Origin of the sequence: Planktothricoides sp. SR001 (assembly GCF_001276715.1) — a bacterium.
GTDB classification, from domain to species: Bacteria; Cyanobacteriota; Cyanobacteriia; order Cyanobacteriales; family Laspinemataceae; genus Planktothricoides; species Planktothricoides raciborskii.
Genome location: NZ_LIUQ01000009.1, coordinates 46,943 through 72,437, shown reverse-complemented (window position 1 = coordinate 72,437; position 25,495 = coordinate 46,943). Strand labels below are relative to the sequence as shown.

The window sequence follows — 25,495 nt, the reverse complement described above, 5'->3', positions numbered from 1 at the left end:
TCCGCTTGGCATTGGTGTCAACCCCCCCTCGCGGGGGCAGGCTTAACGTCAAGTTTCGCATCCGACAGGGACTTAAGTCCCTGTCGGATCCTGAAGCGATCGCCCCCATCAAACAAAGGATCCAGGGAAAGCCGCGATCGCTTTTTTCCCGGACTGCAACCGGAACCCACCGCCAGGCGATCGTCTCAGGAATATTTATGACGGTAGTATTGATGGCGGTAATATTAATTGGGAACCTTCGCAACTGTTGACGAGAATAAGCTAAAGTGATAGTAGGAGTCTGGTAGATTTCCTAGAAAAAAACCATAATTCAGACAAACTGGAGTGAGATGTCAACTAGATGCCAACTAGATGCCAACATAAACAAAACCGTTGTCAGAATCAAAACTGAATCAACAAATTTTGCAGTCAGGGTACTTTGAAAGTAAAACTGGAGGGAAAAAATGTCGTCAAATGAGAATCAAAGCCCGACAATCTTAGCGGTAGATGATAGTCCAGTGATGCAAGACCTGGTAAAAAGGGCTTTATCCAGTGAATATCGGGTGCTGGTCGCCGATAACGCCGTGGACGCTTTATCAATTATTTACCACGATCAGATTGCACTATTATTGCTCGACGTAACCATGCCAGGAATTGACGGTCTTGAACTCTGTCGCACGGTGCGTAACATTCCACAGTTTCAAGAACTGCCGATTATTATGTTAACCGCCCGTGATGGAATGTTTGATAAAGTGCAGGGACGATTAGCCGGAGCCACGGAGTATTTAACCAAACCGTTTCAAAGTGAACAGTTGTGTCAAGTGGTGAAAACTTTTCTGAGTATTCATGCGAATTCTGAAGAGACAGTGGAGCAACGGTCAAAGATCAAATAATTTGAGAGATTTAACATCACCAGCGATTCTCTATCGGCTATTCTATCTTCGGCTTTATAGAGGCCGACCCACTTCAGCCAAATTAAGCTATTTTTAACCTATTTTTTCCCGTGAATCAACGGGCAAAAACTAATCAACGGGCAAAAACTAATTAATTCAGCAATTCAGCGAGGGTCGCGCCTCCAGAATATCTCAAGCCAATCAAACCCTATTTTAATCTTATTTAGCGATCGCCTCTAGCGGCTGCTTAATTATGACTTCATAAGACTTCATATGATTGGCTGATTTTAGCTGAGTTTAGCTGAGTTTAGCTGAGTTTAGCTGATTTTAGCTAATTTTAAAATTTATAGTTGCGATCGCGCACCCACAAACTGACAGGCACCGAATTCCCCGATCGATCCACTTTAATTTCCACTACAAAAGCCTGTGGTTGTCGTTGAGCTTGAGCAATTTCATTATTAATTTTTTCTCCTTGGTCTTCGGGCATATAATAAGTTTCTATGCCATAGAGAATCTGCCATTCATTGATATATTCTCCCTGGATAGCCACTTGATTCGCGGCCAAATCTTGGGGGCGATCGCGACTAATTTTAATCGGTTGCCAAGGACTTGGCGTGAGGGTGCTTTTTGGATTTGCTGGTTGTTCCATCACAATATAAAAAGTCTGAGAGTTTGACTGATAATTGGCGGCATAATTTCTCTGCGGGGTGATTTCTTCCCAACCGGGTAACTTCTTCAAAGTATCGGTATCAGAAATTTTATAGGATAAAGTTTGGTAGTAACCCCGCATCGGATCGTAAGGATCGACGGGTCTAGTTTCCAAAATAACTGTGGTTCCGGTTAAATGAGTATAAACCGCTTGAGCGGGAACCGCTAAAATTAATCCGGTTTGTAATACCAGGATTACGGCGAATTTCCACCATTTTCCAGAATTTTTAGCCTCAGCAATTGGCTGATATTCTTTGGGTTCTGATTCAGGATTTTGGTGATTTTCTTTCGGTGATATCATGGGCTGAATTCCTTTAACGAATTTGACAAAAATGAATTAATCGTTGTTGTTGGAAAAAACATGGAAAAATATAGGGGAATGTGACTATAAATAATTTTTGCTATATTCCCCTTTATCCATTTTTCCTAAATTGATTCAGGTAAAGATGCTTTAGCTTTCGCGGCTTTAAGCTGACGTTCAAACCACAAACCCGCCGCAATAATGGCCACACCACAGATAACAAAGACGATGGCTTTTAACAGCAATTCTGTGTCATATTCAAACATCCGACTGGTAATTTGCAAGACTAACAGCACCATGCCATACCAAAAGGTTGTGCGTTTGACTAAGGTTAAGGCATCCCGAATTAACCCAATAGCGAACCAGGCTAATAAAATGTTAATGGCGATGGTGGCAATTGGCAGAATCGGCGTAATATTCAGGTGGACGATCAATAAGATATTGATGACGCTCATCAATATGAGAATCATCCCATTGTTAATGTTAAGGGTCTGAAATGGATTCAGATTTTGAGGCTGTTTGAAAATTTGCAGCCATCCCATGAAGGCAAAGACGCTCAACAAGAATACATCGGGTAAAAATTGGCGAAACTTTTCGATTTCTGTGACACTAGGATCACTCCACAACCAACGATCCCAAACTCCGTGAAAGGAAAAGAAATATAAAAATATGGCGAAAAAGCAAAGGGCGATCGCTCGTGAAATGGCCTGAAAAGAATATTCATTTAAAGCAGGCATCCTGGCGATCCAGATTCTGGTAAATTTCCATAAATCATCGCGATAACCCCATAATAAAGCGGGCGGTATAGTAAAGGCGATCGCGGCCAAAATACCCCCGCCGTTCGTACCCAAGGCAAAGGGATTAATACCGATCATAAAACTGAGGGTAATGCCAATACTGGCTAAGGCAAAAATTACCCGCGAACCACACCAATAAGCTAACGGAACAAATAATAAACTGAGGGCGATCGGCAAATGATTTATCAGTATTTGCGAGAAACCAAACTCTTCGATTCGACCGTAATCTGTCAGTTCTGAAAAATAGCTGATTCCCAGGAGAATTTGGGCGAAAACTCCTAAAGAAGTTAACCGGAGAGCAAAAGCCATTGGTAAGACACCTAATGACCAATATAAAAATAGCTCGTAAATGGGGCCGCTTTGGTGAAAAAGCTGGGACATTAGGGCTATATTTGCCCCTAAAATTAGCGACCCGAACAGTAATAATCCATGACCCAAGCGTTTTTTTCCAGGGTTACGGGTCGGTTGTCGCCAAAGATAGAAGCCGCTGATATTCACGGTCAAAAATACGGCCAACAGTAATATAACCCGAAAGTTTCGTGACCAATCTTGCCAATTTGCGGCGACAAATGTGATCGCCCCTAAACCCAGGAGAATACATCCTAAACCAATTAAGATACTAATAAAGCGATCGCTGGCGGCGGAGTCTAACTGATTAAATCTATAGCGTTGGGATAATTCCTCATATTGCCGGGAACTAATCAATCCTTCCGCTTGCCATTGCTGAGATTCTTTGCGTAATTCATGGCGAAATTTTTCTGAAACCATAATCAAAACTAGCCTTAAAGAGAAGTCTCAAAGGAAAAAAGTCTTAAAGGAAAAATGAATCAGCCTCCCGATCTATTGGGGATTCTGGACCCCCGGTGGCTAATTCCGTTGATGATATGCCAGTTAATCAACTGGGATATGAACGAACAACTTTTTTGTAACACAACTGAATTTTGGTTCCGTTGGCTGTGGGACAGTTGATAAATTGCCCCCTACTACCACACGCATCAAGCACCGCGATCGACGGTGTTAATGCTCAGTTTAAGCGGCTGATAAGCACTGGTGTAAAATAAATTGCACATTGTTTGTGATTCGTGTATAATAGCATAGGGAAAATCCACCGGTGCTTGGTACTAAAGTGAGATTTATTCAGAATTTAAGTCCAGAAACCCAAAGACTTCTAGAAAGAATTTATCAAGAAAGCAAGCGGACTCAAGTGCGAGCCCGAGCCCATTGTATTCTATTAAGTTTTAGCGGTTTCAGGAGAGAGCAACTCATCGACATATTCGGAGTCAGCCGCCGTACCATACACTATTGGTTTCAGAAGTGGGAAACTCAAAAATTAGTAGGATTGTATGACCGGGCAGGCCGAGGCAGAAAACCCAAGTTGTCATCATCCCAAAAGGAACAAGTGAAAGAGTGGGTGAAGTCGGAGCCGAAAACTTGAAAAAAAGTGATAAATCAGGTAGAAGAATCCTGGGGAATCAAAGTGAGTAAATCTACCCTAAAAAAAGTGGTAAAAGAATTCGGCATGACCAGGAAAAGAATGATCATAAGTCTCAACGGGTCACCCTTTGAGTGGGAATATGATCTGAAGCTAGAAAAATTATCAGTCTTAAAAAACCTTGATGAAAAAGGCGACATAGACTTAAGGTATTTAGATGAAGTTGGGTTTAGCCTGACTCCTGTTATCCCTTATGGATGGCAATTGCCGGGGGAAACAATTACTTTGAAAAGTTCAGTGCGATTCGTTCACACGGGCGCGACCTGAAATGGTCATTTGAAACAAGGTTCCGAACCTTATAGGGATTTCCACCCCTAGCCCTCACAGAAAGGACTCAACGAGCTAGCAGTTAAATTTCCAAAATGAGAATTGCTGTGATGCCTTTCAGCAAAACCCACAAAACGGGTATATATACCCAAATCCAATGGCAAGAAACGTCCTCTAGGGATTCCCACCATCAAGGATAGAGTCGCACAAGCAATAGTCAAAAATGTAATGGAACCTGAATGGGAAGCCGTGTTTGAAGCAAACTCCTATGGCTTCAGACCCTGAAGAAGCTGCCAAGATGCAATTGAACAATGTTTCAACAAGTTCAGAAACAACCACTCAGGAAGACACACCAAGCGCTTCAAACCAAATATCCTCAATGGGATTCTGAGTTGGATCATTGGCAGCAAAGCTAATACAAGTCACTTTCCAGTGAGATTCATCGAGTTCTTGATTGACCGACTTTAGATCATCTTTGACGGCCTGAGAACGATGATACGTTGCACCATCCCAAATGATGGCAATCCTACTCTGAGGATATTGGTCTAACAAATATTTAATGAAGGCTATCGCCTGACTCAGAATTCCCCTTCTTAACGACTTGAATTAGACACTGCTGGGTATATAAATCCACCGCTCCATAGTAGGTCTGCTTCTGTCTCTCATTCGTGATGGGGACTGAAATCCGTTCGTCTGTTTTACCCCATACATACCTACACAGATATCCCCACCACATATGGCACTCATCTTCATGGAAGCCCGTTTACTTTTTTGACGCACACTGCTCTTGAAAGTTTTTTCTTGATTAAGGAGATTAAGAGCCAGACGTCTGAGAAAGGCGAAATTACGAGGACTATGACCAAAGCGGATCCGGCATTGATCTTCTTTAAAAGTAACGTCTATTGTCCAGTGAACTTGATTTTCAATGCCCCAGTGCTGGCGAATCACACGACCAAGATGTTGGGCATCAGCAGGTAAAGAAGACAGATAAAAGTGAACGTCACGAGTAGTTTTGTTCCACAGATGACGGACTCTCTCAACCATGACGACACATTGAAGTCCGTTCCCATTGCTCCTGTTGATAAAGACCACCAAAAGCTGACAGTGGTACAGCCCAAACGTGACGCTTTTCAACACGATGATGCCCTTTGTCAATGCGTTGGTCATACATAACTAACATCAAGGCATTCAAAATGGTTGCTTTGAGCCTGGATAAACCAGTTTTTTACTTGGGTGTAAAGAGTTGGATGATTCCCTTTGAGTGTCAACACATAATCGGCTTTTTTCTCTCTAAGGAGTCGGACAATATCAGTCTGGGTTACCATCGGATCAATGGTAATAATTGCCTCTTGAATATCTAATAATGCCAATAGAGCGGGAATTGCAGTAATTTGCAGTAATTTCATGTTTAATGGTCTTCGACTTTGACTTGCGCTAATACTAGACGTTGTTCACTCAGGGTAAGCTCATCTAATTTAGTAAAAAATGTCCTTGATAAATTTGTCAAAATATGTAATGGGTTCGAGTCACCGAAGTTAAACCTATAATCAATTTTGAATTTGAATCTCAGTGATAGTCAATCAATTTGAAACGGAGTCAAAGGCAATGACAAAGGGTTTTGCATCGGCAGATCAACTTCCTCAACCCCCTCAACCTAGAATATCTGACCAACCAACCTTAACTTCTCTAAACGAAATCCAAGCCAATTTATTAAATTATGTAGCTTCTGTTCCCGATCCGAGAGTGGCAAGAACCCAAAAACACAACCTTAAAGATATTTTAGTCATTGCTATTTTAGCTGTGATTGGCGGTGATCAGGGGTGGGAAGATATCGAATGTTTATAGGCATAAGATTCGGCTACCAAGTGATACAACTTAGTATTAGGCCAGACCTTGCCAGTCTCGAAGAACCGTTGCCTTATGTAGTAGTTGCAGAGGTTGTAAAGATTCTTGGCTTTAAAGCATAAAGAATCGCATTCTTGCCAATCCTCATGTGTCTTCTTGATTAGATGCCTCTCGACTAGCTGCATTTCGTTTCCGCCTCATAGCGGATATTCTCCTATAAATCAAAAAGAGTTTTCAATTTTTGTCTAGGTATGTCTATAATTTTGTTAAACTATTCAAAGCCTTAATGCGCCTGTGTTTGCCGCATGACTTCTGATACTTCTGTTCCATTGTCGGAAACCATTTCCCAGGAAAACTCTACCAACATCCCAGCCACCAACATCTCTGCCGAAACCCCTCCAGAGAAAGAACTGGAGCAACCGGAGACCTCCTCGACGGAGGAGCAAGTGACTGAGGATAAATCAGCGGAGGAGCCAGATTTCTTCATTGCGATCGATCCGAACTTGCAGCCTCGATTTACCACCAAGGATGGAAAACTCTTGCTAATTCTGCCCCGAGAAATCCGAGCAAAAGATGGCGATACACCATTGAATGATTGGATGGAGATGTGGCAAGCCCTAAAACACCGATTAAATGGGGGCGATCGCTTCTGGCAAGCCAATACCTCCGTCTATTTGATGGCTCAGGATCGGTTGCTAGATGTGCGACAATTGCAGGCGATCGCCGATGCCCTTTCTGAAGTGCAATTAAACCTCAGTCGGGTTTACACTGCTCGCCGTCAAACCGCTGTGGCAGCGGCAACCGCTGGCTATTCCGTCGAACAGCGCATCAACCTAGCGGCCTTTAATCCCAGCAACAATGCCCCAGTCCAAGCCCTCGCCGATCCTCTTTATCTAGAAACGACCATTCGTTCTGGGGTAGAAATTCGCCATGAAGGAACCGTGGTGATTCGCGGGGATGTCAATCCGGGGGGTTCCGTGGTCGCTGATGGAGATATCTTAGTCTGGGGCCGTTTGCGGGGCATTGTCCATGCAGGAGCGCGGGGCAATAATGAATCAATCATTATGGCCTTGGAAATGGAGCCCACCCAAATTAGAATTGGCGATTATGTTGCCCGTTCTCCAGAAAGTCCCCCGGAATTCTATCCAGAAGTGGCGTATGTATCCCCAGAGGGTATTCGCATCGCTGGAGCTCTGGATTTTGCCAAATCTTCTTCCTCGGCAACGGAATTATAACTGCTATTTCTGCTCTTTCCCTGTTAAAAACACCAAAATTTCTCGGTTGAGTCCGAAGTGTTCCTCGGACCAACGCAGCACACTATGGTAAAGTAAATCGGCTACCAATCGATTAACTAAATCGGCAGTCCAACTCTGATCAGCTTTATCGCTGGTAAATAAAAATAACCCATCCATTCACCCGCAATCTCATAGTCAATTTTATTTATGAGTCGCATTATTGTCATCACTTCTGGTAAAGGCGGGGTGGGAAAAACCACCTCTACAGCGAATCTCGGCATGGCACTGGCTAAACGAGGTCGCAAAGTAGCTTTAATCGATGCTGATTTTGGCCTAAGAAATCTTGATTTACTTCTTGGGTTAGAAAATCGCATCGTTTACACAGCGGTAGAAGTGATTGCCGGTCAATGTCGGTTAGAACAAGCCTTGGTTAAAGACAAGCGTCAACCGGGACTCGCACTTCTGCCCGCAGCACAAAATCGCATGAAAGATGCCGTGACCCCAGATCAAATGAAACAGATTGTTCAGCAACTGTTGCAGAAATATCATTATGTGCTGATTGACTCACCGGCGGGAATTGAACAGGGGTTTCAAAATGCGATCGCCGCCGCGAGAGAAGCCTTAATTGTCACCACGCCGGAAATTGCCGCAGTGCGTGATGCTGACCGGGTGATTGGTTTGCTGGAAGCCCACGGAGTGCGGCAAATTCATTTAATTGTGAATCGACTTAAACCACAAATGGTAGAAGCTAATGACATGATGTCAGTAGCGGATGTCCAAGAAATTCTGGCTATTCCTCTGATTGGAGTGATTCCAGATGATGAACGGGTGATTGTTTCTACCAATCGTGGGGAACCCTTAGTATTAGGGGAGGAGCAAACACTCGCTGGCAAAGCGTTTGATAATATTGCCCGTCGTTTAGAAGGAGAAAAAGTAGAGTTATTAGATTTAAGTCTACCTTCAGACAACTTCTTTTCCCGCATCCGCAAATTGTTCTTTACCAAAATAATGTAAGCCTCTACCATTTTTGCAAGCTACATGATTAGCGAACTTCTCGAAAGATTGTTTCCTCGATCTGGGCCTGACAGTAGTCGCCTAGAAGTCAAGCGCCGCCTCAAACTGGTGTTGGCGTACGATCGCGCTGATATCACTCCAGATACCTTTGAGGCGATGCGACAAGAAATCCTGGAAGTGGTTTCTCGATATGTAGAATTAGACTCCGAAGGATTTAATTTATCCCTGGAAAATAGCGATCGCGCCACGGCGTTGATTGCCAATTTTCCCATTCGGCGAATGAAAACACAGGTAGAATCTTCGGCAAAATCTAAATCTGGAATGTCCTTAGATTTGCCGTCAAATTACCCTCAATTTACAGCCGATGGAGACTTAATTTCTCCTCTATCAGCACCGGAAATTGAATCGGAAATAGATCTGGAAAACGATCTAGACATTGATTCTGAATCGGAAATCGATGCCGAACTAGAAACGGCATCTAAGTCCACACCTGAACTTAAATTACAATTAGGATTAGAAGCCAATCCCAATATAAATTTAGAGCCAAAACAACTAGAAAAAAAACCAGATTCAGACCGGGATTAATCAGAACCAAAAATTGATCGAACGACCGGAAGTGAGAAACCTTTGAGATCCTAACGCGCATTTTCTGCGGGGCGGGTCTATTTTGCCAACCGCGTGTATCAATCTCTGGGAGGGAGAATCCCTGTTTCTCTGGATTTCACCAGCGAAATTTTATTTCAATGGTGGGAAATTATCCGAGAAATTATCCGAGAAATAATCCGGGAAATAATCCGGGAAATAATCCGGGAAATAATCCGGGAAATAATCCGGGAAATAGATGAAATAGATATTATAGTTATTGCAATTAAGATTAATATAATTATGTAGGGGCGGTTCGCGCAATTATTAATTATGTAGGGGCGTATGTAGGGGCGGTTCGCGAACCGCCCCTACTACGATTAAATGTCTCATTTAAATTTAAAATTACTATAAACTACACAATCGATGATGATTTAGCAGTCAATAAATTAAATGTGGGGGATGCGATCGCGCCCAAAAAAACCTCGACAATGAAGCCGAGGTTTTGTGCTGATTTATCAGAGATTTATTAACCTCTAATCGGCATTAATCTTCAGAATATTCTTCAGAATATTCTTCCGCAGAATCCTCATCGTGAGGATGTCCCACGGAATTAGCAGAAACCAGGGCACCCAGTTCTAATTGTTCGCGCACTTTTTTCTCAACATCTGCCGCCATTTGGGGATTTTCTTCGAGATACTTCGAGGCATTATCCCGTCCTTGCCCAATGTTATTATCGTTGTAGTTATACCAAGTACCTTTGCGAGTAATCACGCCAGTTTCTTCGGCCAGATCCAAAATACAGCCGTAGCGAGAAATCCCTTTACCAAATAAAATATCAAATTCGGCAATGCGGAACGGGGGCGCAACCTTATTTTTCGCCACTTTCACTTTTGCCCGAATTCCATATTCTTCTGAGCCTTTTTTCAAGGTTTGAATCCGGCGGATATCTAATCTGACAGAAGCATAAAACTTCAGGGCTTGTCCTCCGGTTGTCACTTCTGGATTCCCATAGGTGACGCCAATTTTTTGCCGGAGTTGGTTGAGGAATACCACCGTACAACCAGATTTACCAATATTTCCAGTAATTTTTCTGAGGGCATGGCTCATTAAACGGGCTTGTAAGCCTATTTGAGATTCTCCCATTTGTCCTTCGATTTCTGCCCTAGGCACCAACGCCGCCACAGAGTCGATCACTACAATATCTACAGCGGTCGATCGCACCAGTTGATCCACAATTTCTAAACCCATTTCTCCCGTATCTGGTTGGGAAACGAGTAAATTTTCAATATCCACGCCCAGGTTAGCGGCATAAGTCGGGTCGAGAGCGTGTTCCGCATCGACAAACGCGGCAATTCCCCCAGATTTTTGAATTTCGGAGATGGCATGGAGTGCGACGGTGGTTTTACCCGAACTCTCAGGGCCGTAAATTTCAATCACCCGCCCTTTTGGTAAGCCGCCTCCCAGGGCTAAATCCAGGGTCAAGGCTCCACTGGGGATGGTTTCCACTTTCATCCGGGTGGCGTCTCCCAGGCGCACGATTGAGCCTTTGCCAAAGTTTCGCTCAATCTGGGTCAGCACCATTTTCAGGGCTTTGTCTTTTTCGCTATTCGTAGAGGTTTGAGTAGCCATGCCTAGCCTCAAGAGTTGTCAGGGTTTTCGAGAGCTTTTATTTTAGCTTGCTTGCCTGAAAATTTGTGGTCAGCAAGGAAAAGCCCTAGGATTGCTCTCTCCGGGCTTTAAACCCACTATAGGATATATTGACTTTTAAGTCAACTAAGTTTTCTGGTAAATTAAACCTCTGACTGCTCGTCGCGATCGCTGCTGACTCGTTGCTTATGACTGCCGATTTGCCCGATTTTCAACTTGCCGATGCGGATCTAGCCGATATCTCCGTGGTGTCGGTGTCTGGATTGACTGCTTATATTCAGGCAGTTTTACAGAAGGATCCGCTTTTACGCCAAATTTGGGTGATGGGAGAGGTGTCAAGTACACGACATCATGCCAGTGGGATATTTTTTACCCTGCAAGATGAGGGGGCTGCCATTCGCTGTGTGACTTGGAATAGTCAGCGGGGAAAGTTGGTGCAACAGCCTGTGACTGGGGAACAGTTGCTCGTTTTGGGCAGTATTCGCCTTTATCCCCAGCGGGGAGATTATCAGTTGACGATTTGGCAAGCGTTGCCAGCCGGAGAAGGGTTGCAGGCGTTGCGTTACCGCCAACTGCGATCGCGTCTGGAAGCAGAGGGGTTGTTTGACCCGGAGAAAAAGCGACCTTTGCCAGTTCATCCCCAAACCATTGCGGTGGTGACTTCGCCGCAAGCCGCCGCTTGGGGCGATATTCAACGAACTCTCAGCCAACGCTATCCAGGGTTAGAGGTCTTGTTCTCCCCGGCAACGGTTCAGGGTCAACAAGCCCCAAGTTCGATTGTTCAGGCGATTCAGCGGGTTGAGGCAGATGGTCGCGCTGAGGTGTTGATTTTGGCGCGAGGTGGTGGCGCTACGGAGGATTTGGTCTGTTTTGATGATGAAAGAGTGGTGCGAGCGATCGCTGATTGTTCGATTCCGGTGATTACAGGCATTGGGCATCAACGAGATCAGTCTTTGGCGGATTTAGCGGCGGATGTTTGCGCTCACACCCCGACCGCTGCGGCAGAAATTGCCGTGCCCAGTTTCCGGGTTCTGGAGGCGGAACATCGTCAGCGGATGACGGCGCTTTATCGTTCCGTGACACAACAGTGGGAAGAGGCTAGGGAAAATTTAGCCTTTATGCGATCGCGCCTGCTTCAGCTTCCCCAAACTAGCCGCAGTTTGCAAAAAGCTGACCAAACCTGTGATTTATTGCGGCAAAAATTGGCTGCCCTTGACCCTAATGCGGTGTTAAAACGCGGCTATGCGATCGCCAAAACCGAAGCTGGGGCAATTGCCCGGTCTACCGCTGATTTATCCTTAGATCAAGGGTTAATCATTCAGTTAGGCGAAGGACAGATTAAAGTTAAAATTACCGAAATTTTATCTGATTAAATGAATAGTACAGCTAATAGTAACGCCCTATGAAAAAATCTACTACTACCAAGTCCGCTAAAGCTAAAAATTGGAATTATGAAGCTACCGTAGCTAACCTAGAAACGATTATTGATGAAATTGAATCAGGCCAGTTAGACCTGGCGGAAGTCTTTGATAAATTTGCCTGGGCTGTAGCAGCGTTACAGGAATGCGAGGTTTTTTTGTCCGAGAAAAAAAAGCAAATGAATTTATTAATTGAAACCTTAGAAGATGAGGCAGAATTTTAATTTTTTAACCAACCACTTATGGCTTTTGTCCTTGGTTATTTGTTCCTAGTCCTTAGTCCTTAGTCCCTAGTTATTTCTGCTTTCTTTTTGGCGATCGCTCATTAGTTCCTAGTCCTCGTTTGCCCGTTGTCTGTGAACAGTCCACCGTCAACCATCAAATATCAAAATTTTAAGCAGTAGGGGCACGATCTTTCCGGCAGTTAAATTAATATTTTAAGCAATAAATTAACTGCCGGAAAGATCGTGCCCTTAGACTGCCGGAATCCTTCCTTCGCCCCTACGGATATTTGTGGTTGACCAATCTGAAAACTGCTGTAAGGCAAAGATTTTCTCTCTTATTTTCTCTCTCACCTTCCTGATTGATGGCGGCTGTGAATGAATGAAAGTGCTATTCAGCCGTAGCAAATTAATTTAGGAGATGTCTAAGATGTTGAGAAATATTTTCGCGATCGCGATCTCCTCAGCCATCACCACCACTTCCTTTGGGGTTCATGCACAGCCACAACCGGATAATCGGGGAAACTTTAGAAATGTAAACTGGCAATCTTGGCGGGTGGTTGACCGAGATCCCAACGGTTTAAATTGTCGTCAAGGGCCGGGGACTAATTATAACATTCTCAGAAGATTTCGTTTTTTAACACAGATTGCTCCGGTATCATCCCGCGAAGTCAAATTAGATAAGGATCGAGATCCTTGGGTAGAAGTAATCGTCGATAATAATCAATCTTGTTTTGTGCGTTCTCACTCAGCTTTCATTCTGCCTAGCTGGGATTTTTATCAACAAAATTAACGGCAAAATTAACGGCAAAATTAACGGCAAAATTATCAACAAAATTAACGGCAAACTTAACGGCAAACTTAACGGCAAACTTAACGGCAAACTTAACGGCAAACTTAACGGCAAACTTAACGGCAAACTTAACGGCAAAATTTATTATCGGGATTAGAGAAACCGGGTTTTTGCTGTTTTTTCCAAAAATGTGGGTGGTTCGGAAAAAACCCGGTTTCTTTTCTCTGCCCGGCTAATAAACTGATGATTTAGCATTCTGATGAGACACAATCAAGCCACTCCTTTAACTTTTTTGTGAGGTTTGATTGGACTGTTGGCGATAGCGATAATAAGCAGCACAAGCCCCTTCGGAAGAAACCATCGGCGCACCTAAAGGATGCTCTGGAGTACATTCGCCGCTAAAAGCCGGACACTGATGAGGCTTTTTAACTCCTTGCATAATTTCCCCACTAATACATGGTGATGGTTCGGCGAAAGCTGACGGGATACTCTGCAAATTAAAGCGTTTTTGGGCATCAAATTGGCCATATTTATCCCGGAGTTTTAAGCCGCTGCGGGGAATTTCCCCAATGCCGCGCCAGTCTCGTGAAGTCACTTCAAACACTTCTCGAATTAACTGTTGAGCCGGAATATTTCCTTGTTCTTCTACGGAACGTTTATACTGATTTTCTACTTCGGCTTTCCCTGCTTCTAACTGCTGCACGCAAAGATAAATTCCTTGGAGAATATCCACAGGTTCAAATCCGGTGACGATGATGGGACATTGATATTTTTCGGCAATGGGATAATATTCGGTGTAACCCATGACGGTGCAAACATGACCCGCCGCTAAAAAGCCTTGAACTTGACAGTTGGGTGAGGCTAAGATCGCTTCCATTGCCGGGGGCACTAACACATGAGAAACTAACATGGAGAAATTCTTTAGTTCTTGTTGTTCTGCCCGAAATATGGCCATTGATGTGGCTGGGGCAGTGGTTTCAAATCCGACAGCAAAAAATACCACTTCTTTGTCAGGATTATCCCGCGCAACTTTTAAAGCATCTACGGGAGAATACACGATCCGCACATCTGCCCCGGTTGCTTTTACACTTAACAAGTCTTTTTCTGTGCCAGGAACTCGTAACATATCCCCAAAAGAACAGAGGATAACTTCTGGACGTTGTGCTAGGGCGATCGCCTGATCGATTAACTCAATAGAAGTGACACAAACCGGACAACCAGGCCCGTGAATGAGGGTAATTTCTTTGGGTAAAAGTTCATCAATGCCATATTTGACGATCGAGTGGGTTTGTCCGCCGCAGATTTCCATAATTGTCCAAGGTTTGGTGACAATTTTGGCGATCGCCAGAGCATAGTCTTGTGCAGCCTTCGCATCTCGGTACTCATCCACAAATTTCATAATCTTTGATCCTTTATGTTTAGTTATTGCCAAATTTAGCTGACCGCCGATCGCGGACTCCCAGCCCCTGGTGGCAAACTACTCTCTAGACGGTTATCACTATCTTACCCACTACATGGCCGGCTTCGCTGTGTTGATGGGCTTGGGCAATTTGCCAAAGGGGGTAGGTGCGATCGATAATACTGCGTAGTTTACCCGCAGAAACCAGGTCTTTCAAGGTAGCCATATCTTCACCACTAGGTTTAGCCAAAATAATTTTACATTTTTTTCCGGGCAATAACAGAGTTAGGAAACTTTCTAATAAGCAAGGTAATATGGGCAAAGTGGTAATATAAACTCCGTTTTTGTGTAAAATTTTATTACATTTTCCTAAAGATTTATGAGCAATTGTATCAAAAATAATATCATAAGTTTCTGAAGAAATTGTAAAATCTTGTTGCGTATAGTCGATCGCGCGATCTGCGCCTAAACTTTTGACTAATTCTAAGTTTTTGGTACTGCATACAGCGGTGACATGGGCTTGATAGGCTTTGGCAATTTGGATGGCATAAGTACCTACCCCTCCAGAACCGCCATTAATCAGCACTTTTTGTCCGGGCTGAATTCCCCCTAAGTCTCGTAAAGATTGTAAAGCGGTTAGGGCAGCAACAGGTAAAGCGGCAGTTTCTTCGGCGGTCATATTGTTCGGTTTAAATGCCGCAGCGGTTTCTGAAACTACTGCATATTCCGCATAAGCCCCACCGGGAAAATCGACCATTCCGTAAACTAAATCTCCGGGTTTAAATTTGGTGACTTTGCTGCCGATTTCTATCACTTCCCCACACACATCAAATCCTAAAATTAAGGGAAATTTTTGGTTAATTAAAAATTTCAGCATTCCTTTTCTGGTTTTCCAATCAATTGGATTAATGCTGGCTGCGTGAACTTTGAGCAAAATTTGATTATTTTTGGGAGTAGGTTTGGCAACTTCGGCGATTTGTAATACTTCCGAGGAACCGTATTGATTGATGATGGCTGCTTTCATAATAATTTATGGTTGATGGTTGGTGGGTAGGGATTCTATGGTTGGTGGTTGGTGGTTGGGGAACTGGGAACGGGGAACGGGGAACGGGTAAAATAATTAACAATTAATTAACAATTGATAATTCATAATTGATCGATCGCTAAAAAATATCAATTATCAATTGTCAATTATCAATTGTCAATTATCAATTAGATTAATTTGGCAAAAGAAAACAGGTGCGATCGCCCCCTAACCTAGCCAACCGCGAATTAATCCTCTTAATCGCCATAATTGTCGGTAATGACTTTTCCCCGGAACACAATATATTGATAAATATTGTAAAACAACATAATCGGGATTAAAAAACCAATGAAGACAATCATAAACACCAGGGAACTGGTGGCAGCGGCGGCATCATATATAGTAATTTGGATGGGGATGATGTAGGGAAACACAATCAAAGCTAATCCAAAAAACGTGAGTAGGAAAATGCCGATTGTCCATATAAACGGGGTTTTTTCTTGTCGCTGGTTCAGGCTATTAATCAATAAACCGATTAACAAAATGCCTAAGAAAGGAATCAGGGCAAAAATATACACTTGCGGGGGATTAAATAGGCGATCGCGGATTTGGGCAAAAAATAGCGGCGTGGTAATCGTAATTAATCCCGCGCCCAATAATGTTGTCCAAGCGGCGATTTTGGCAGTGCGGAAATGGGTAGTTTGCAACTCTCCGGAAGTTTTCAGAATCAGATAAGTAGAACCGATTAAAACGTAACCTTGAATTAAAGTCAACGCCACCAACAAAGAAGACAAACTTAACCAGTCCCAAGTATTGCCCACAAAATGTCCTGCTTCATCAACGGCAATACCTTGCAAAACACCCCCTAGGGCAAATCCTTGACCAAGGGCGGCCAAGAAACTACCGGCACCAAAAGCAAAATTCCACAATACTTTGCGGCGAGAATGTTCGCGAAATTCAAAGGCCACCGCCCGAAATATAAACCCGAAAATCATCATCAAAATCGGGATATATAGGGCATTGAGAATAGTGCTATATGCCAAGGGAAAAGCGCCAAAAAGAGCACCACCCATCAGCACTAACCAGGTTTCATTCGCATCCCAAACATTGCTTAAGCTTGTCATCAAAATACCTCGCCGTTTTTCCGTAGAAGCGGTCAGAGATAAAATTCCCACCCCTAAGTCAAAGCCATCCAGCATAACATAAAGGAAAAGGAACAAGGCTAAAATGACAAACCAAACTTGTGGGAGAAATTGATCTAAGGTTTCCATAAGCGTTTGTAAAAGTTCACAACAGGAAATCGAGCAGAAAGTGTGGCGACCCAACAGGTCAGAGATCAACACGCTGACTGTAGATAGTCCAGAGCATTGATACTCTTTGGTTAAACAGACGTTCCATAGAGATTATAACGGGATATCCTTGAGAGCGATACTGCCCCGATCGCCACGTTTGGCAACGGGGGTAATTTTCTGGCAATTCCATCACCGCGATCGCTGATTAACAAAATCAGCTACAATCGAGAAAATTTTCAGCATTGGAGTGGGTCCGTGGTAAACGCGGCACAGCAATGGCCAGAACAAATGGCGAGTTATTCTACACAGTCACCCCAATTACTCGATCCAACCTTGCTCAGAGCAGCAAGACTGTTTTATCGTGCTTATAAAGAAGTTCATCGAGAACGGATGGATCGCCCTGTGGGGGTGGCAATTGATCGGTTGAGTTATCGGGGACAGCTAATTTTCCAACGCAAACCGATCTTATTATTTACTGAATCTTTTGTCCCGTTTGAGCAAATTGAATCGGGACTTTATTAATTGAAGATTCGGGCATCTTATCAGGAAAAATTTAAACTCACATGGAATGGATCTACTATTTGCCAGCGATCGCGATCGTGTTTATCTTGGGTTCGTCCATTGGCAGTTTTCTCAACGTCGTCGTCTATCGGGTGCCTGCTGGCTTATCAATTCTTTGGCCTCCGTCCCGTTGTCCCCAATGTTTGCATAAACTGGGCAAGACCGAAAATATTCCGGTCTGGGGTTGGATCCGATTGCGGGGACGCTGTGGCCACTGTCGCAGTCCAATTTCTATCCGATATCCCTTGGTAGAAGCCGCCACAGGTTTATTATTTGTCTTCATTTGCTTAACTTCTTTGGCGACTCCCTTGGACATGGTGGCAAATTGGGCATTTTTTAGCTGGTTACTCGCCCTATCTCTGATCGATTTGGATACCATGACCCTGCCCAATGTCCTCACGAAATCAGGTTTAGTTGTGGGTTTGGGGTTTCAGGTAGCCCGGTGTTTTTTGCAAGCCCCGAATTTTGCCGCCGGACTCCACGATTATTTGATGCCAGGAATTATCGGCATGGTCTTGGGAATTTGGTTATTAGATATTATTGGCGTGGTGGGGTCGATCGCCTTTGGACAAGCGGCAATGGGCGCAGGAGATGCCAAACTGATGGCTATGATGGGAGCTTGGTTGGGCTGGAAATATATGCTCGTGGCGGGTTTTCTGGCTTGTATCATGGGCGCATTTCTCGGCGGAGGGGCGATCGCTCTGGGTTGGTTGGATCGCCGACAACCCATGCCCTTTGGCCCATTTTTGGCGATCGGTGGAGCCATCAGCGCCATTTGGGGTGATGTGATTTTATCCAGTTATTTACGGTTATTTTTTCCCAGCTAATCCAACCGGGAATAAATACCAACGGAAAGGGGTTTTCCCCTGAATCAAATGCCCTTGGACTGCCCTAGGGTAATTTTTCATCGGGTTTCTGCTAAAGTTAAGCTAATTTCCCCATATTCCCTAGGGAGATATCACCATGACTTCCTGTACTAAAGGTAGCATTTTGATCGTTGACGATTTACCCGATAATCTTCGACTTCTGAGAGACACATTACAAGGACAAGGCTATAAAGTTCGTTCCTGTACAACCGGGGCAATGGCTTTAAGAGGGGCGAAAGCGGCGGAGACAGATTTAATTTTACTGGATATTAAGCTACCTGATTATGATGGCTATGAAGTTTGTCGTCAATTAAAAGCCGATGAGCAAACTGCCCAAATTCCGATCATTTTCTTGAGTGCGCTGGCGAATACTTTCGATAAAATCCTGGGATTTGCCGTGGGTGGGGCGGATTATATCACCAAACCCTTTCAAATCGAAGAAGTATTAGCCCGCGTAGAAACTCATTTATCCATTCAGCGCCTGCAAAAAATTCTCCAGGAAAAAAATTTGCTTTTAAGGCAAGAAATCGCCGACCATCAGCGCACCCAAGAAGCATTATTCTTTGAAAAAGAATTAGCTCAAGTCACCTTAAAATCCATTGGGGATGCGGTGATTACCACCGATGCTCATGGTTTTGTCACCTATCTCAATCCGATGGCCGAATATTTAACCGGCTGGAATGAAAAAGAGGCTCAAGGGTTACATTTATTTGAAGTTTTTAATATTGTTAACGAATTCACGAAAAAAATCGTGGAAAATCCGATTTTTGAGGCGTTAGAGCAAGTTAAAATAGTTAATCTCGCTAAAAATACGATGTTAATAGCGCGGGATGGGCGAGAATTTCCGATTGATGACTCAGCGGCGCCGATTCAAGATCGTCAAGGTAATGTCATTGGGGCAGTGATTGTGTTTCGGGATATCACCGAATCCTATAATTTTACCCGTCAATTGTCTTGGCAAGCCAGCCACGATGCCTTAACCGGATTAATGAATCGCCGGAAATTTGAACAAGAACTCGAGGAGGCGATCGCCTCTGCCAAAAATGAGCAACACAACCATATTTTATGCTATTTAGACTTAGATCAGTTTAAGGTGGTGAATGATACTTGTGGTCATGCAGCGGGAGATGAGTTATTACGTCAAGTGACTCAATTATTGCAGCAGCGCATCCGGTCTACGGATACTTTAGCTCGTTTAGGCGGAGATGAATTTGCTTTTTTACTTCATCAATGTTCCCTGGAAAAAGGAATTGAAGTCGCCGAATCTTATCGCCAAAAAGTTGAAAAATTTCGCTTTTATTGGCAGAATAAAACCTTTAAGATTGGGGTGAGTATCGGCGTAGTGGCGATCGACCAGCATACCAAAGATAAAAATACGGTTTTGAGTATTGCCGATGCCTGTTGTTATGCGGCAAAAAACCGAGGGCGTAACTGTATTCAAGTCTATCAAGATAATGATTATGAGTTAGTCAGACAACGGAAAGAAAGACAATGGGTTGTCCAAATTAATCAGGCATTACAGGAAAATCGCTTTTGTCTCTATTATCAAAAAGTTACTCCCATTCAAGGTCAAAATAAGCCGATTTACTATGAAATTTTATTGCGTTTCTTAAGTGAAAATGGCCAACTATTCTCCCCGGCAGTGTTTCTGCCCGCTGGAGAACGCTATGGATTGATGCCAACCATAGATCGTTGGGTCATTCAGACTTTCTTCAGTCAATATCGCCATTACTACCAGCAAAATTTTGACCGGGTTGATGAGACGCATAATTTATATGCGCTGAATATTTCTGGATCTAGTATTAATCAGCCGCAATTTCTTGATTTTTTCAAGGAGCAATTACAGCAAGCGGAAGTCCCACCGCAGACGATTTGTTTGGAAATTACCGAAACTACTGCGATCGCTAATTTTGACCAAGCCATTAAATTAATTAATGAACTGAAGCAATTGGGCTGTTGTTTTGCCTTAGATGATTTTGGTCATGGCCTGAACTCTTTCGATTATATTAAACATTTTCCGGTGGATTATTTGAAAATTGATGGCAGTTTTGTCAAGAATCTTGTCAATAGTGAGATCGATCTGGCAATTGTGGAAAGTTTTAATCGCATTGGGCAGGTGATGAATTTGCAAACCATCGCTGAGTTTGTGGAAAATGCCGCAATTTTAGATAAAATCGGGGCGATCGGTGTAGATTATGCTCAAGGCTATGAAATCTCAAAGCCTGCTCCTTTTGATTTTGGGAAAACATTTGTTAATGGTTAATGGTTAATCGTTGATGGTTTTCTCGTTCTCCCCCCATATCTAGCCTGGGAACGAGGGCAAAAAAATGACATGAGTCATGGTATTATGTTCCCAGGCTCCAACCTATAATGGCAGGACTAATTATCACAAAATAATCACAAATATTGGAGATATCTAATGAAAAATGACATGGGTCATAGGAGTATTTTAATCGTTGACGACTTACCGGATAATCTGCGCGTTCTGAGAGACACATTACAAGCAGAAGGCTATTTCGTTCCTGTACCAATGGGGCAATGGCTTTAAGAGGGGCGAAAGCGGCGGCGACAGACTTGATTTTACTGGATATCAAACTACCTGATTATGATGGCTATGAAGTTTGTCGTCAATTAAAAGCCGATGAGAAAACGGCCCATATTCCCGTAATCTTTTTAAGTGCCCTGAATAGTACCTTAGATAAAGTGCAAGGATTTGCCGTTGGGGGGGCGGATTATATCACCAAACCTTTCCAAATTGAAGAAGTTTTAGCCCGCGTAGAAACTCATTTATCCATTCAGCGCCTGCAAAAAAGTCTAGAAGCAAAAAATTTACGGTTGCAGCAAGAAATCGCCGAACATCAGCGCACCCAAGCGGCCTTATTCTATGAAAAAGAATTAGCCCAAGTCACCCTCAAATCCATTGGGGATGCGGTGATTACCACCGATGCCCAGGGTTATGTCACCTATCTCAATCCGATCGCCGAATCTTTAACGGGTTGGCATCAAAAGGAGGCGCAAGGGTTACATTTATTTGAAGTATTTCAGATTATTAATGCTATTACAAAAGAACCCGTAAAAAATCCGATTATCCAAGCCTTAGAGCAAGTTAAAATTGTCAATCTGCCGCCAAATACTATATTGATTGCCCGGAATGGCCAGCAATTTCCTATTGATGATTCAGTCTCCCCGATTCAAGATAGCCAAGGTCAGGTGATTGGGGCGGCGATCGTGTTTAAAGATATCACCGATTATAAGCGCCAGGAAGAAGCGAAACTGAATAATATTTTGAATCGGGCGATCGCGGCGATTACCAGTTATCGAACATTTCCCGATCGCACTTGTATTTATGATTATTGGTCTCCGGGATGCGAAATCCTGTTCGGCTATACCGCAGAAGAACTCATCGCCGATCCAAATCTCTGGAAAAACAATATCCATCCTGAAGATTTAGACCCCCTGTTTGCTCAAATTACTGAAGAAGATCGGGTGAAACCCATCAGCCATGTAGAGTATCGCTTCCGCCACAAAGATGGTACTTGGCACTGGATTTCCGCTTCCCTGTTTTCTGAATGGGAGCCAACTCATAATTGTTGGTTCTTAACTGGGGTTTTAACGGATATTACCCAACGGAAAAATTCAGAAATAGCGCTGAAAGAAGCGGAAAATATTATCAAGCAACAACAAGAACAATTCCGATTAGCATTAGAATTAACTAAAACTGGTATTTGGACTTGGGATATAACCACCGGAATTATTCAATGGAATCCGAGTCATTATACCTTATTAGGCTATCAACCAGGGGAAGTGATATCGGATTATGAAGCGTGGCGATGTCGTCTTCATCCCGATGATGTGACTGAGACAGAAAAGAAACTCCTACAAGCACAAGAAAATCACACAGTTTACACCGCAGAATATCGGGTTATACATTCAGATGGCTCTGTCCATTGGCTGTTAGGCAAAGGACAAGGAATTTATGATCAAACGGGAAAAGCTGTGCGGATGATGGGGACTATTATTGACATCAGCGATCGCAAACGATCGGAAATTGCCTTAAGGGAAGAGCAAAAAAAATTAAGTTTGTTTGTGAGATATGCTCCTGTCAGTGTGGCCATGTTCGATCGCGAAATGCGTTATCTGAATGTCAGTCAACGCTGGCTAGAATTGTATCAATTAGATTCTATGGCAGCGATATTAGGGCGCTCTCACTATGAAGTATTCCCGAATATTCCTGATACTTGGAAACAGATCCATCAAGAATGTTTAGCAGGTGCTACGCAAAAATGCGATCAAGACTCTTTTATCCTACCTGATGGCTCTGTGCAATGGTTGAAATGGGAAATTTTACCCTGGCGACTTGATACGGAGGAAGTGGGAGGAATTCTGATTTTTGTTGACGATATTACAGAGCGCAAACAAGCAGAAATGGCTTTACAAGAGACTCAAGAGAGTTTAATGATTGCCATTGAAGCCGCCCAAATGGGTACATGGTATCTGGATTTAATTAATGATGTTTCCTCGGTGCGATCGCTACGCCATGACCAGATTTTTGGTTATGATACGCCCCAAATAGAGTGGGGAGAAGCCATTGCTAGACGGCACATTTTGGAAGCTGACCGGAAAATTTGGGATGATGCCTTTGCTCGTGCCATGAAAACGGGTAAACTCGATTTTGAAGTGCGTGTTCAGTGGCCAGATGGAAGTATTCACTGGATGGCGGCTTATGGACGTTTTTATTTTGACGAAAATGGAAAACCTCTCTATGGAGGAGGTGTAAATCTTGATATTACAGAGCGCAAACAGGCAGAAATCGCCTTAAAAGAACGAATGGCACGGGAGCGATTAATCACCAATATCACGCAAAACATTCGTCAAACCTTGGATCTCAATCAAGTATTACAAAGAACCGTGGATCAAGTGCGGGAATTTCTCACCGCCGATCGCGTGATTATTTTTCGTTTTCAACCGGATTGGACTGGTGTAGTGATTACAGAATCGGTGCTAAGTGATTATCCTGCTATTCTGTCCAGGCATATTTACGATCCCTGCTTTGCGAACAAATATATCGAACCCTATCGTCAGGGAATTGTCACCAACCGCAGCGATTTTTATGCGGATGACATTCAACCCTGTTATCGCGAACTAATGGCATCTTTTCAAGCCAGGGCTAATTTAGCCGTTCCGCTTTTGGAAGGCGATCGCTTATGGGGATTATTAATTGTCCATCAATGTTCTGCCCCCCGGCAATGGCAAACCACAGAAATTGAATTACTGCAACAATTAGCGATTCAGGTAGGGATTGCCATTCAACAATCAGAATTGTATGAAAAAACTCGTCAAGAATTATTAGATCGGCAAAAAGCCGAGCGCAAAATTGCTGAACAAGCAGTCTTAATTGATATTGCCACTGATGGGATTTTTGTCCAAGACCTAGAACAGCAAATTGTTTTCTGGAATCAAGGGGCTGAACGGTTATATGGTTGGACAACCGCTGAAGCGATCGGGCAAAAAACTCAAACCCTATTTAATCAAGATGATGCCCTGAATCAAGCTTTACAAATCACAATGAAACAGGGCAGTTGGCAAGGGGAAATCGCACAAGGGACTAAAAGCAATAAAAAAATCATCCTAGCTAGTCGCTGGACATTGGTAAAAAATGAATCAGGCCAACCGAAATCAATCCTGAGCGTCAACAGCGATATTACAGAGAAAAAACAACTGGAAAAACAGTTTTACCATGTCCAGCGTTTAGAAAGTATCGGCACCTTAGCCAGTGGCATTGCCCATGATTTTAATAACATCCTGACTCCCATCTTGGGAATTAGTCAACTCTTGCCTCTCCGACTCACGAATGTTGATCAAAAGACACAAGAATTGTTGAGTACCCTGACTACAAGTACCCGACGGGCGGTGAATTTGGTCAAGCAAATTCTGCTGTTTAGTCGCGCCAGTGACGGTGAATTCGTTGTCTTCCAACTCAGGTATCTGTTTCGAGAATTGATCGGAATTGCCAAACAGACTTTTCCCAAATCGATAGAAATTTCCGATCAAAGCCCCACCAGAGAACTCTGGACAATTTCCGCCGATCGCACTCAAATGGATCAGGTATTTATGAATCTGATGATTAATGCGCGGGATGCCATGCCCGAAGGAGGTAGTTTAACCATAAGTGCCGAAAATCGCTATTTAGACGAACATTATGCCCTGCTGAATTTAGAAGCCAAACCGGGGCCTTATGTGGTGGTTACGGTTTCTGATACAGGATCCGGCATTCCGTCGGAACTATTAGAGCGAATTTTTGACCCATTTTTCACCACTAAGGAAGTGGGAAAAGGCACCGGACTGGGATTATCTACGGTGATGGGAATTGTGAAAAATCATGGCGGTTTTATCCGGGTGACAAGTGAGTTGGGTAAGGGGACAGAATTTGAAGTTTTCTTACCGGCTATTCAGGGAGAAATCATTACGACCACCTTAGAAGAAGAAATGCCCTCCGGGAACGGAGAGTTAATTCTAATTGTGGAGGATGAAAGCTCGATTCAAGAAATTACCAAAACTGCCTTAGAGAAGTATAATTACAGAATACTGCTGGCGAGTGATGGGATTGAAGCCCTGGCCATATATGCCAAAAATCAAGCAGAAATCAGTGTGGTTTTAATGGATATGATGATGCCCAATTTAGATGGATTTACCGCCATCCGCACTCTGAAAAAAATGAACCTAGCAGTTAAGATTATTGCCACCAGCGGCATCCTGGACAATAAACAACTGGCTTTACAAGCTGATGCCCAAGCCTTTTTGTTAAAGCCTTACACCATTAGTCAATTATTGAAAATTTTAAAGGAGGTGAATTATTAGACAAGACTGCAAAATTATCAAAAACACCCCCTTTTTTAGCTAATCTTGTAGGGTTTGGGAAATCCTGTCTTCAAAAATCGTTATTTTACTTTTCAATTGAATAGACCACAAATATTGGTCGGATCCATCGGGGATCCGTAGGGGCGAAGCATTCCCGCCGATAGTTTATGGTTAGAAGCGTAAATTTTGTACGGGAATGCTTCGCCCCTACACGAAATAACGATCTTCTGTTGAACGATTTTTCGGGGTTTCCAAACCCCTAAAAGAATAGCTTGGAAGCGGGGGTTGGGGGGGATCGAG

The 25,495-nt window shown here is 43.4% G+C and carries 21 protein-coding genes and 2 pseudogenes; 16 read left to right on the top strand and 7 right to left on the bottom strand.

Annotated features, from left to right (window positions below; all coding sequences use genetic code 11):
- Positions 1-14 precede the first annotated feature (14 nt).
- Complete coding sequence (locus AM228_RS32060) at positions 15-251, top strand: hypothetical protein (RefSeq protein WP_156331614.1); 237 nt, start codon at positions 15-17, stop codon at positions 249-251.
- A 192-nt stretch (positions 252-443) separates the two neighbouring features.
- Complete coding sequence (locus AM228_RS07750; protein ID WP_054465556.1) at positions 444-872, top strand: response regulator; 429 nt, start codon at positions 444-446, stop codon at positions 870-872.
- A gap of 337 nt (positions 873-1,209) precedes the next feature.
- On the opposite strand, the gene AM228_RS07745 is transcribed toward AM228_RS07750, so the two are convergent.
- Together AM228_RS07745 and AM228_RS07740 are read right to left on the bottom strand one after the other, a co-directional pair.
- Positions 1,210-1,881: a GDYXXLXY domain-containing protein gene (locus AM228_RS07745; protein WP_082348793.1), complete on the bottom strand. Its 672-nt coding sequence runs from the start codon at positions 1,879-1,881 to the stop codon at positions 1,210-1,212.
- Between the two features lie 125 nt (positions 1,882-2,006).
- Positions 2,007-3,446, bottom strand: coding sequence for a DUF2157 domain-containing protein (locus AM228_RS07740; protein ID WP_054465555.1), 1,440 nt, complete (start codon positions 3,444-3,446; stop codon positions 2,007-2,009).
- Between the two features lie 343 nt (positions 3,447-3,789).
- On the opposite strand from AM228_RS07740, the gene AM228_RS07735 reads away from it, so the two are divergent.
- The 3 genes and pseudogenes from AM228_RS07735 to AM228_RS29375 all read left to right on the top strand — a co-directional run.
- On the top strand, positions 3,790-4,113 hold the full coding sequence (locus tag AM228_RS07735) for a helix-turn-helix domain-containing protein (RefSeq protein WP_054465554.1): 324 nt from the start codon (positions 3,790-3,792) through the stop codon (positions 4,111-4,113).
- 42 nt (positions 4,114-4,155) lie between these two features.
- The gene (locus tag AM228_RS07730) at positions 4,156-4,437 is read left to right on the top strand and encodes a hypothetical protein (RefSeq protein WP_156331613.1); all 282 of its coding nucleotides are present in this window, start codon (positions 4,156-4,158) and stop codon (positions 4,435-4,437) included.
- Between the two features lie 120 nt (positions 4,438-4,557).
- Positions 4,558-4,719 (top strand): annotated as a pseudogene (locus AM228_RS29375) (reverse transcriptase domain-containing protein); the annotation flags it as partial.
- A gap of 468 nt (positions 4,720-5,187) precedes the next feature.
- On the opposite strand, the pseudogene AM228_RS35000 reads toward AM228_RS29375, so the two are convergent.
- Positions 5,188-5,893, bottom strand: a pseudogene (locus tag AM228_RS35000) (ISAs1 family transposase); the annotation flags it as partial.
- 149 nt (positions 5,894-6,042) lie between these two features.
- On the opposite strand from AM228_RS35000, the gene AM228_RS07710 reads away from it, so the two are divergent.
- From AM228_RS07710 to minE, 4 genes are all read left to right on the top strand, one after another.
- Positions 6,043-6,282, top strand: a complete 240-nt coding sequence (locus tag AM228_RS07710; RefSeq protein ID WP_054465549.1) for an ISAs1 family transposase — start codon at positions 6,043-6,045, stop codon at positions 6,280-6,282.
- A 305-nt stretch (positions 6,283-6,587) separates the two neighbouring features.
- Positions 6,588-7,517 carry a septum site-determining protein MinC gene (minC, locus tag AM228_RS07705; protein WP_082348791.1) on the top strand — a complete coding sequence of 310 codons (930 nt, stop codon included), beginning with the start codon at positions 6,588-6,590 and terminating at the stop codon, positions 7,515-7,517.
- Positions 7,518-7,724: 207 nt separating this feature from the next.
- Complete coding sequence (gene minD / locus AM228_RS07700; protein WP_054465548.1) at positions 7,725-8,531, top strand: septum site-determining protein MinD; 807 nt, start codon at positions 7,725-7,727, stop codon at positions 8,529-8,531.
- A gap of 24 nt (positions 8,532-8,555) precedes the next feature.
- Positions 8,556-9,116, top strand: a complete 561-nt coding sequence (gene minE / locus AM228_RS30775) for a cell division topological specificity factor MinE (RefSeq protein WP_082348790.1) — start codon at positions 8,556-8,558, stop codon at positions 9,114-9,116.
- 543 nt (positions 9,117-9,659) lie between these two features.
- Here minE and recA read toward each other — a convergent pair.
- Entirely contained in the window at positions 9,660-10,745 is a 1,086-nt protein-coding gene (recA, locus tag AM228_RS07685) for a recombinase RecA (protein WP_054465546.1), read from the bottom strand.
- 206 nt (positions 10,746-10,951) lie between these two features.
- Here recA and xseA point away from each other — a divergent pair, with 206 nt between their 5' ends.
- From xseA to AM228_RS07670, 3 genes are all read left to right on the top strand, one after another.
- Positions 10,952-12,136, top strand: a complete 1,185-nt coding sequence (xseA, locus tag AM228_RS07680) for an exodeoxyribonuclease VII large subunit (RefSeq protein ID WP_054465545.1) — start codon at positions 10,952-10,954, stop codon at positions 12,134-12,136.
- Between the two features lie 29 nt (positions 12,137-12,165).
- Complete coding sequence (gene xseB / locus AM228_RS07675) at positions 12,166-12,405, top strand: exodeoxyribonuclease VII small subunit (RefSeq protein WP_054465544.1); 240 nt, start codon at positions 12,166-12,168, stop codon at positions 12,403-12,405.
- A gap of 418 nt (positions 12,406-12,823) precedes the next feature.
- Positions 12,824-13,195, top strand: coding sequence for an SH3 domain-containing protein (locus tag AM228_RS07670; RefSeq protein ID WP_197285243.1), 372 nt, complete (start codon positions 12,824-12,826; stop codon positions 13,193-13,195).
- A 283-nt stretch (positions 13,196-13,478) separates the two neighbouring features.
- Here the strand turns inward: AM228_RS07670 and hypD are convergent, their stop codons facing one another.
- The 3 genes from hypD to cydB form a co-directional block, all read right to left on the bottom strand.
- Positions 13,479-14,594 carry a hydrogenase formation protein HypD gene (gene hypD / locus AM228_RS07665; RefSeq protein WP_054465542.1) on the bottom strand — a complete coding sequence of 372 codons (1,116 nt, stop codon included), beginning with the start codon at positions 14,592-14,594 and terminating at the stop codon, positions 13,479-13,481.
- 85 nt (positions 14,595-14,679) lie between these two features.
- The gene (locus tag AM228_RS07660) at positions 14,680-15,618 is read right to left on the bottom strand and encodes an NAD(P)-dependent alcohol dehydrogenase (RefSeq protein ID WP_054465541.1); all 939 of its coding nucleotides are present in this window, start codon (positions 15,616-15,618) and stop codon (positions 14,680-14,682) included.
- Positions 15,619-15,875: 257 nt separating this feature from the next.
- On the bottom strand, positions 15,876-16,889 hold the full coding sequence (gene cydB, locus AM228_RS07655; RefSeq protein ID WP_054465540.1) for a cytochrome d ubiquinol oxidase subunit II: 1,014 nt from the start codon (positions 16,887-16,889) through the stop codon (positions 15,876-15,878).
- 276 nt (positions 16,890-17,165) lie between these two features.
- On the opposite strand from cydB, the gene AM228_RS07650 reads away from it, so the two are divergent.
- The 4 genes from AM228_RS07650 to AM228_RS34995 all read left to right on the top strand — a co-directional run bounded on the left by AM228_RS07650 (position 17,166) and on the right by AM228_RS34995 (position 25,195).
- Positions 17,166-17,432 carry a hypothetical protein gene (locus AM228_RS07650; RefSeq protein WP_054465539.1) on the top strand — a complete coding sequence of 89 codons (267 nt, stop codon included), beginning with the start codon at positions 17,166-17,168 and terminating at the stop codon, positions 17,430-17,432.
- Positions 17,433-17,473: 41 nt separating this feature from the next.
- On the top strand, positions 17,474-18,298 hold the full coding sequence (locus AM228_RS07645; RefSeq protein WP_054465538.1) for an A24 family peptidase: 825 nt from the start codon (positions 17,474-17,476) through the stop codon (positions 18,296-18,298).
- Between the two features lie 136 nt (positions 18,299-18,434).
- Entirely contained in the window at positions 18,435-20,600 is a 2,166-nt protein-coding gene (locus AM228_RS07640; protein ID WP_054465537.1) for an EAL domain-containing protein, read from the top strand.
- A gap of 275 nt (positions 20,601-20,875) precedes the next feature.
- Positions 20,876-25,195 carry a PAS domain S-box protein gene (locus tag AM228_RS34995; protein WP_231636692.1) on the top strand — a complete coding sequence of 1,440 codons (4,320 nt, stop codon included), beginning with the start codon at positions 20,876-20,878 and terminating at the stop codon, positions 25,193-25,195.
- Positions 25,196-25,495 lie beyond the last annotated feature (300 nt).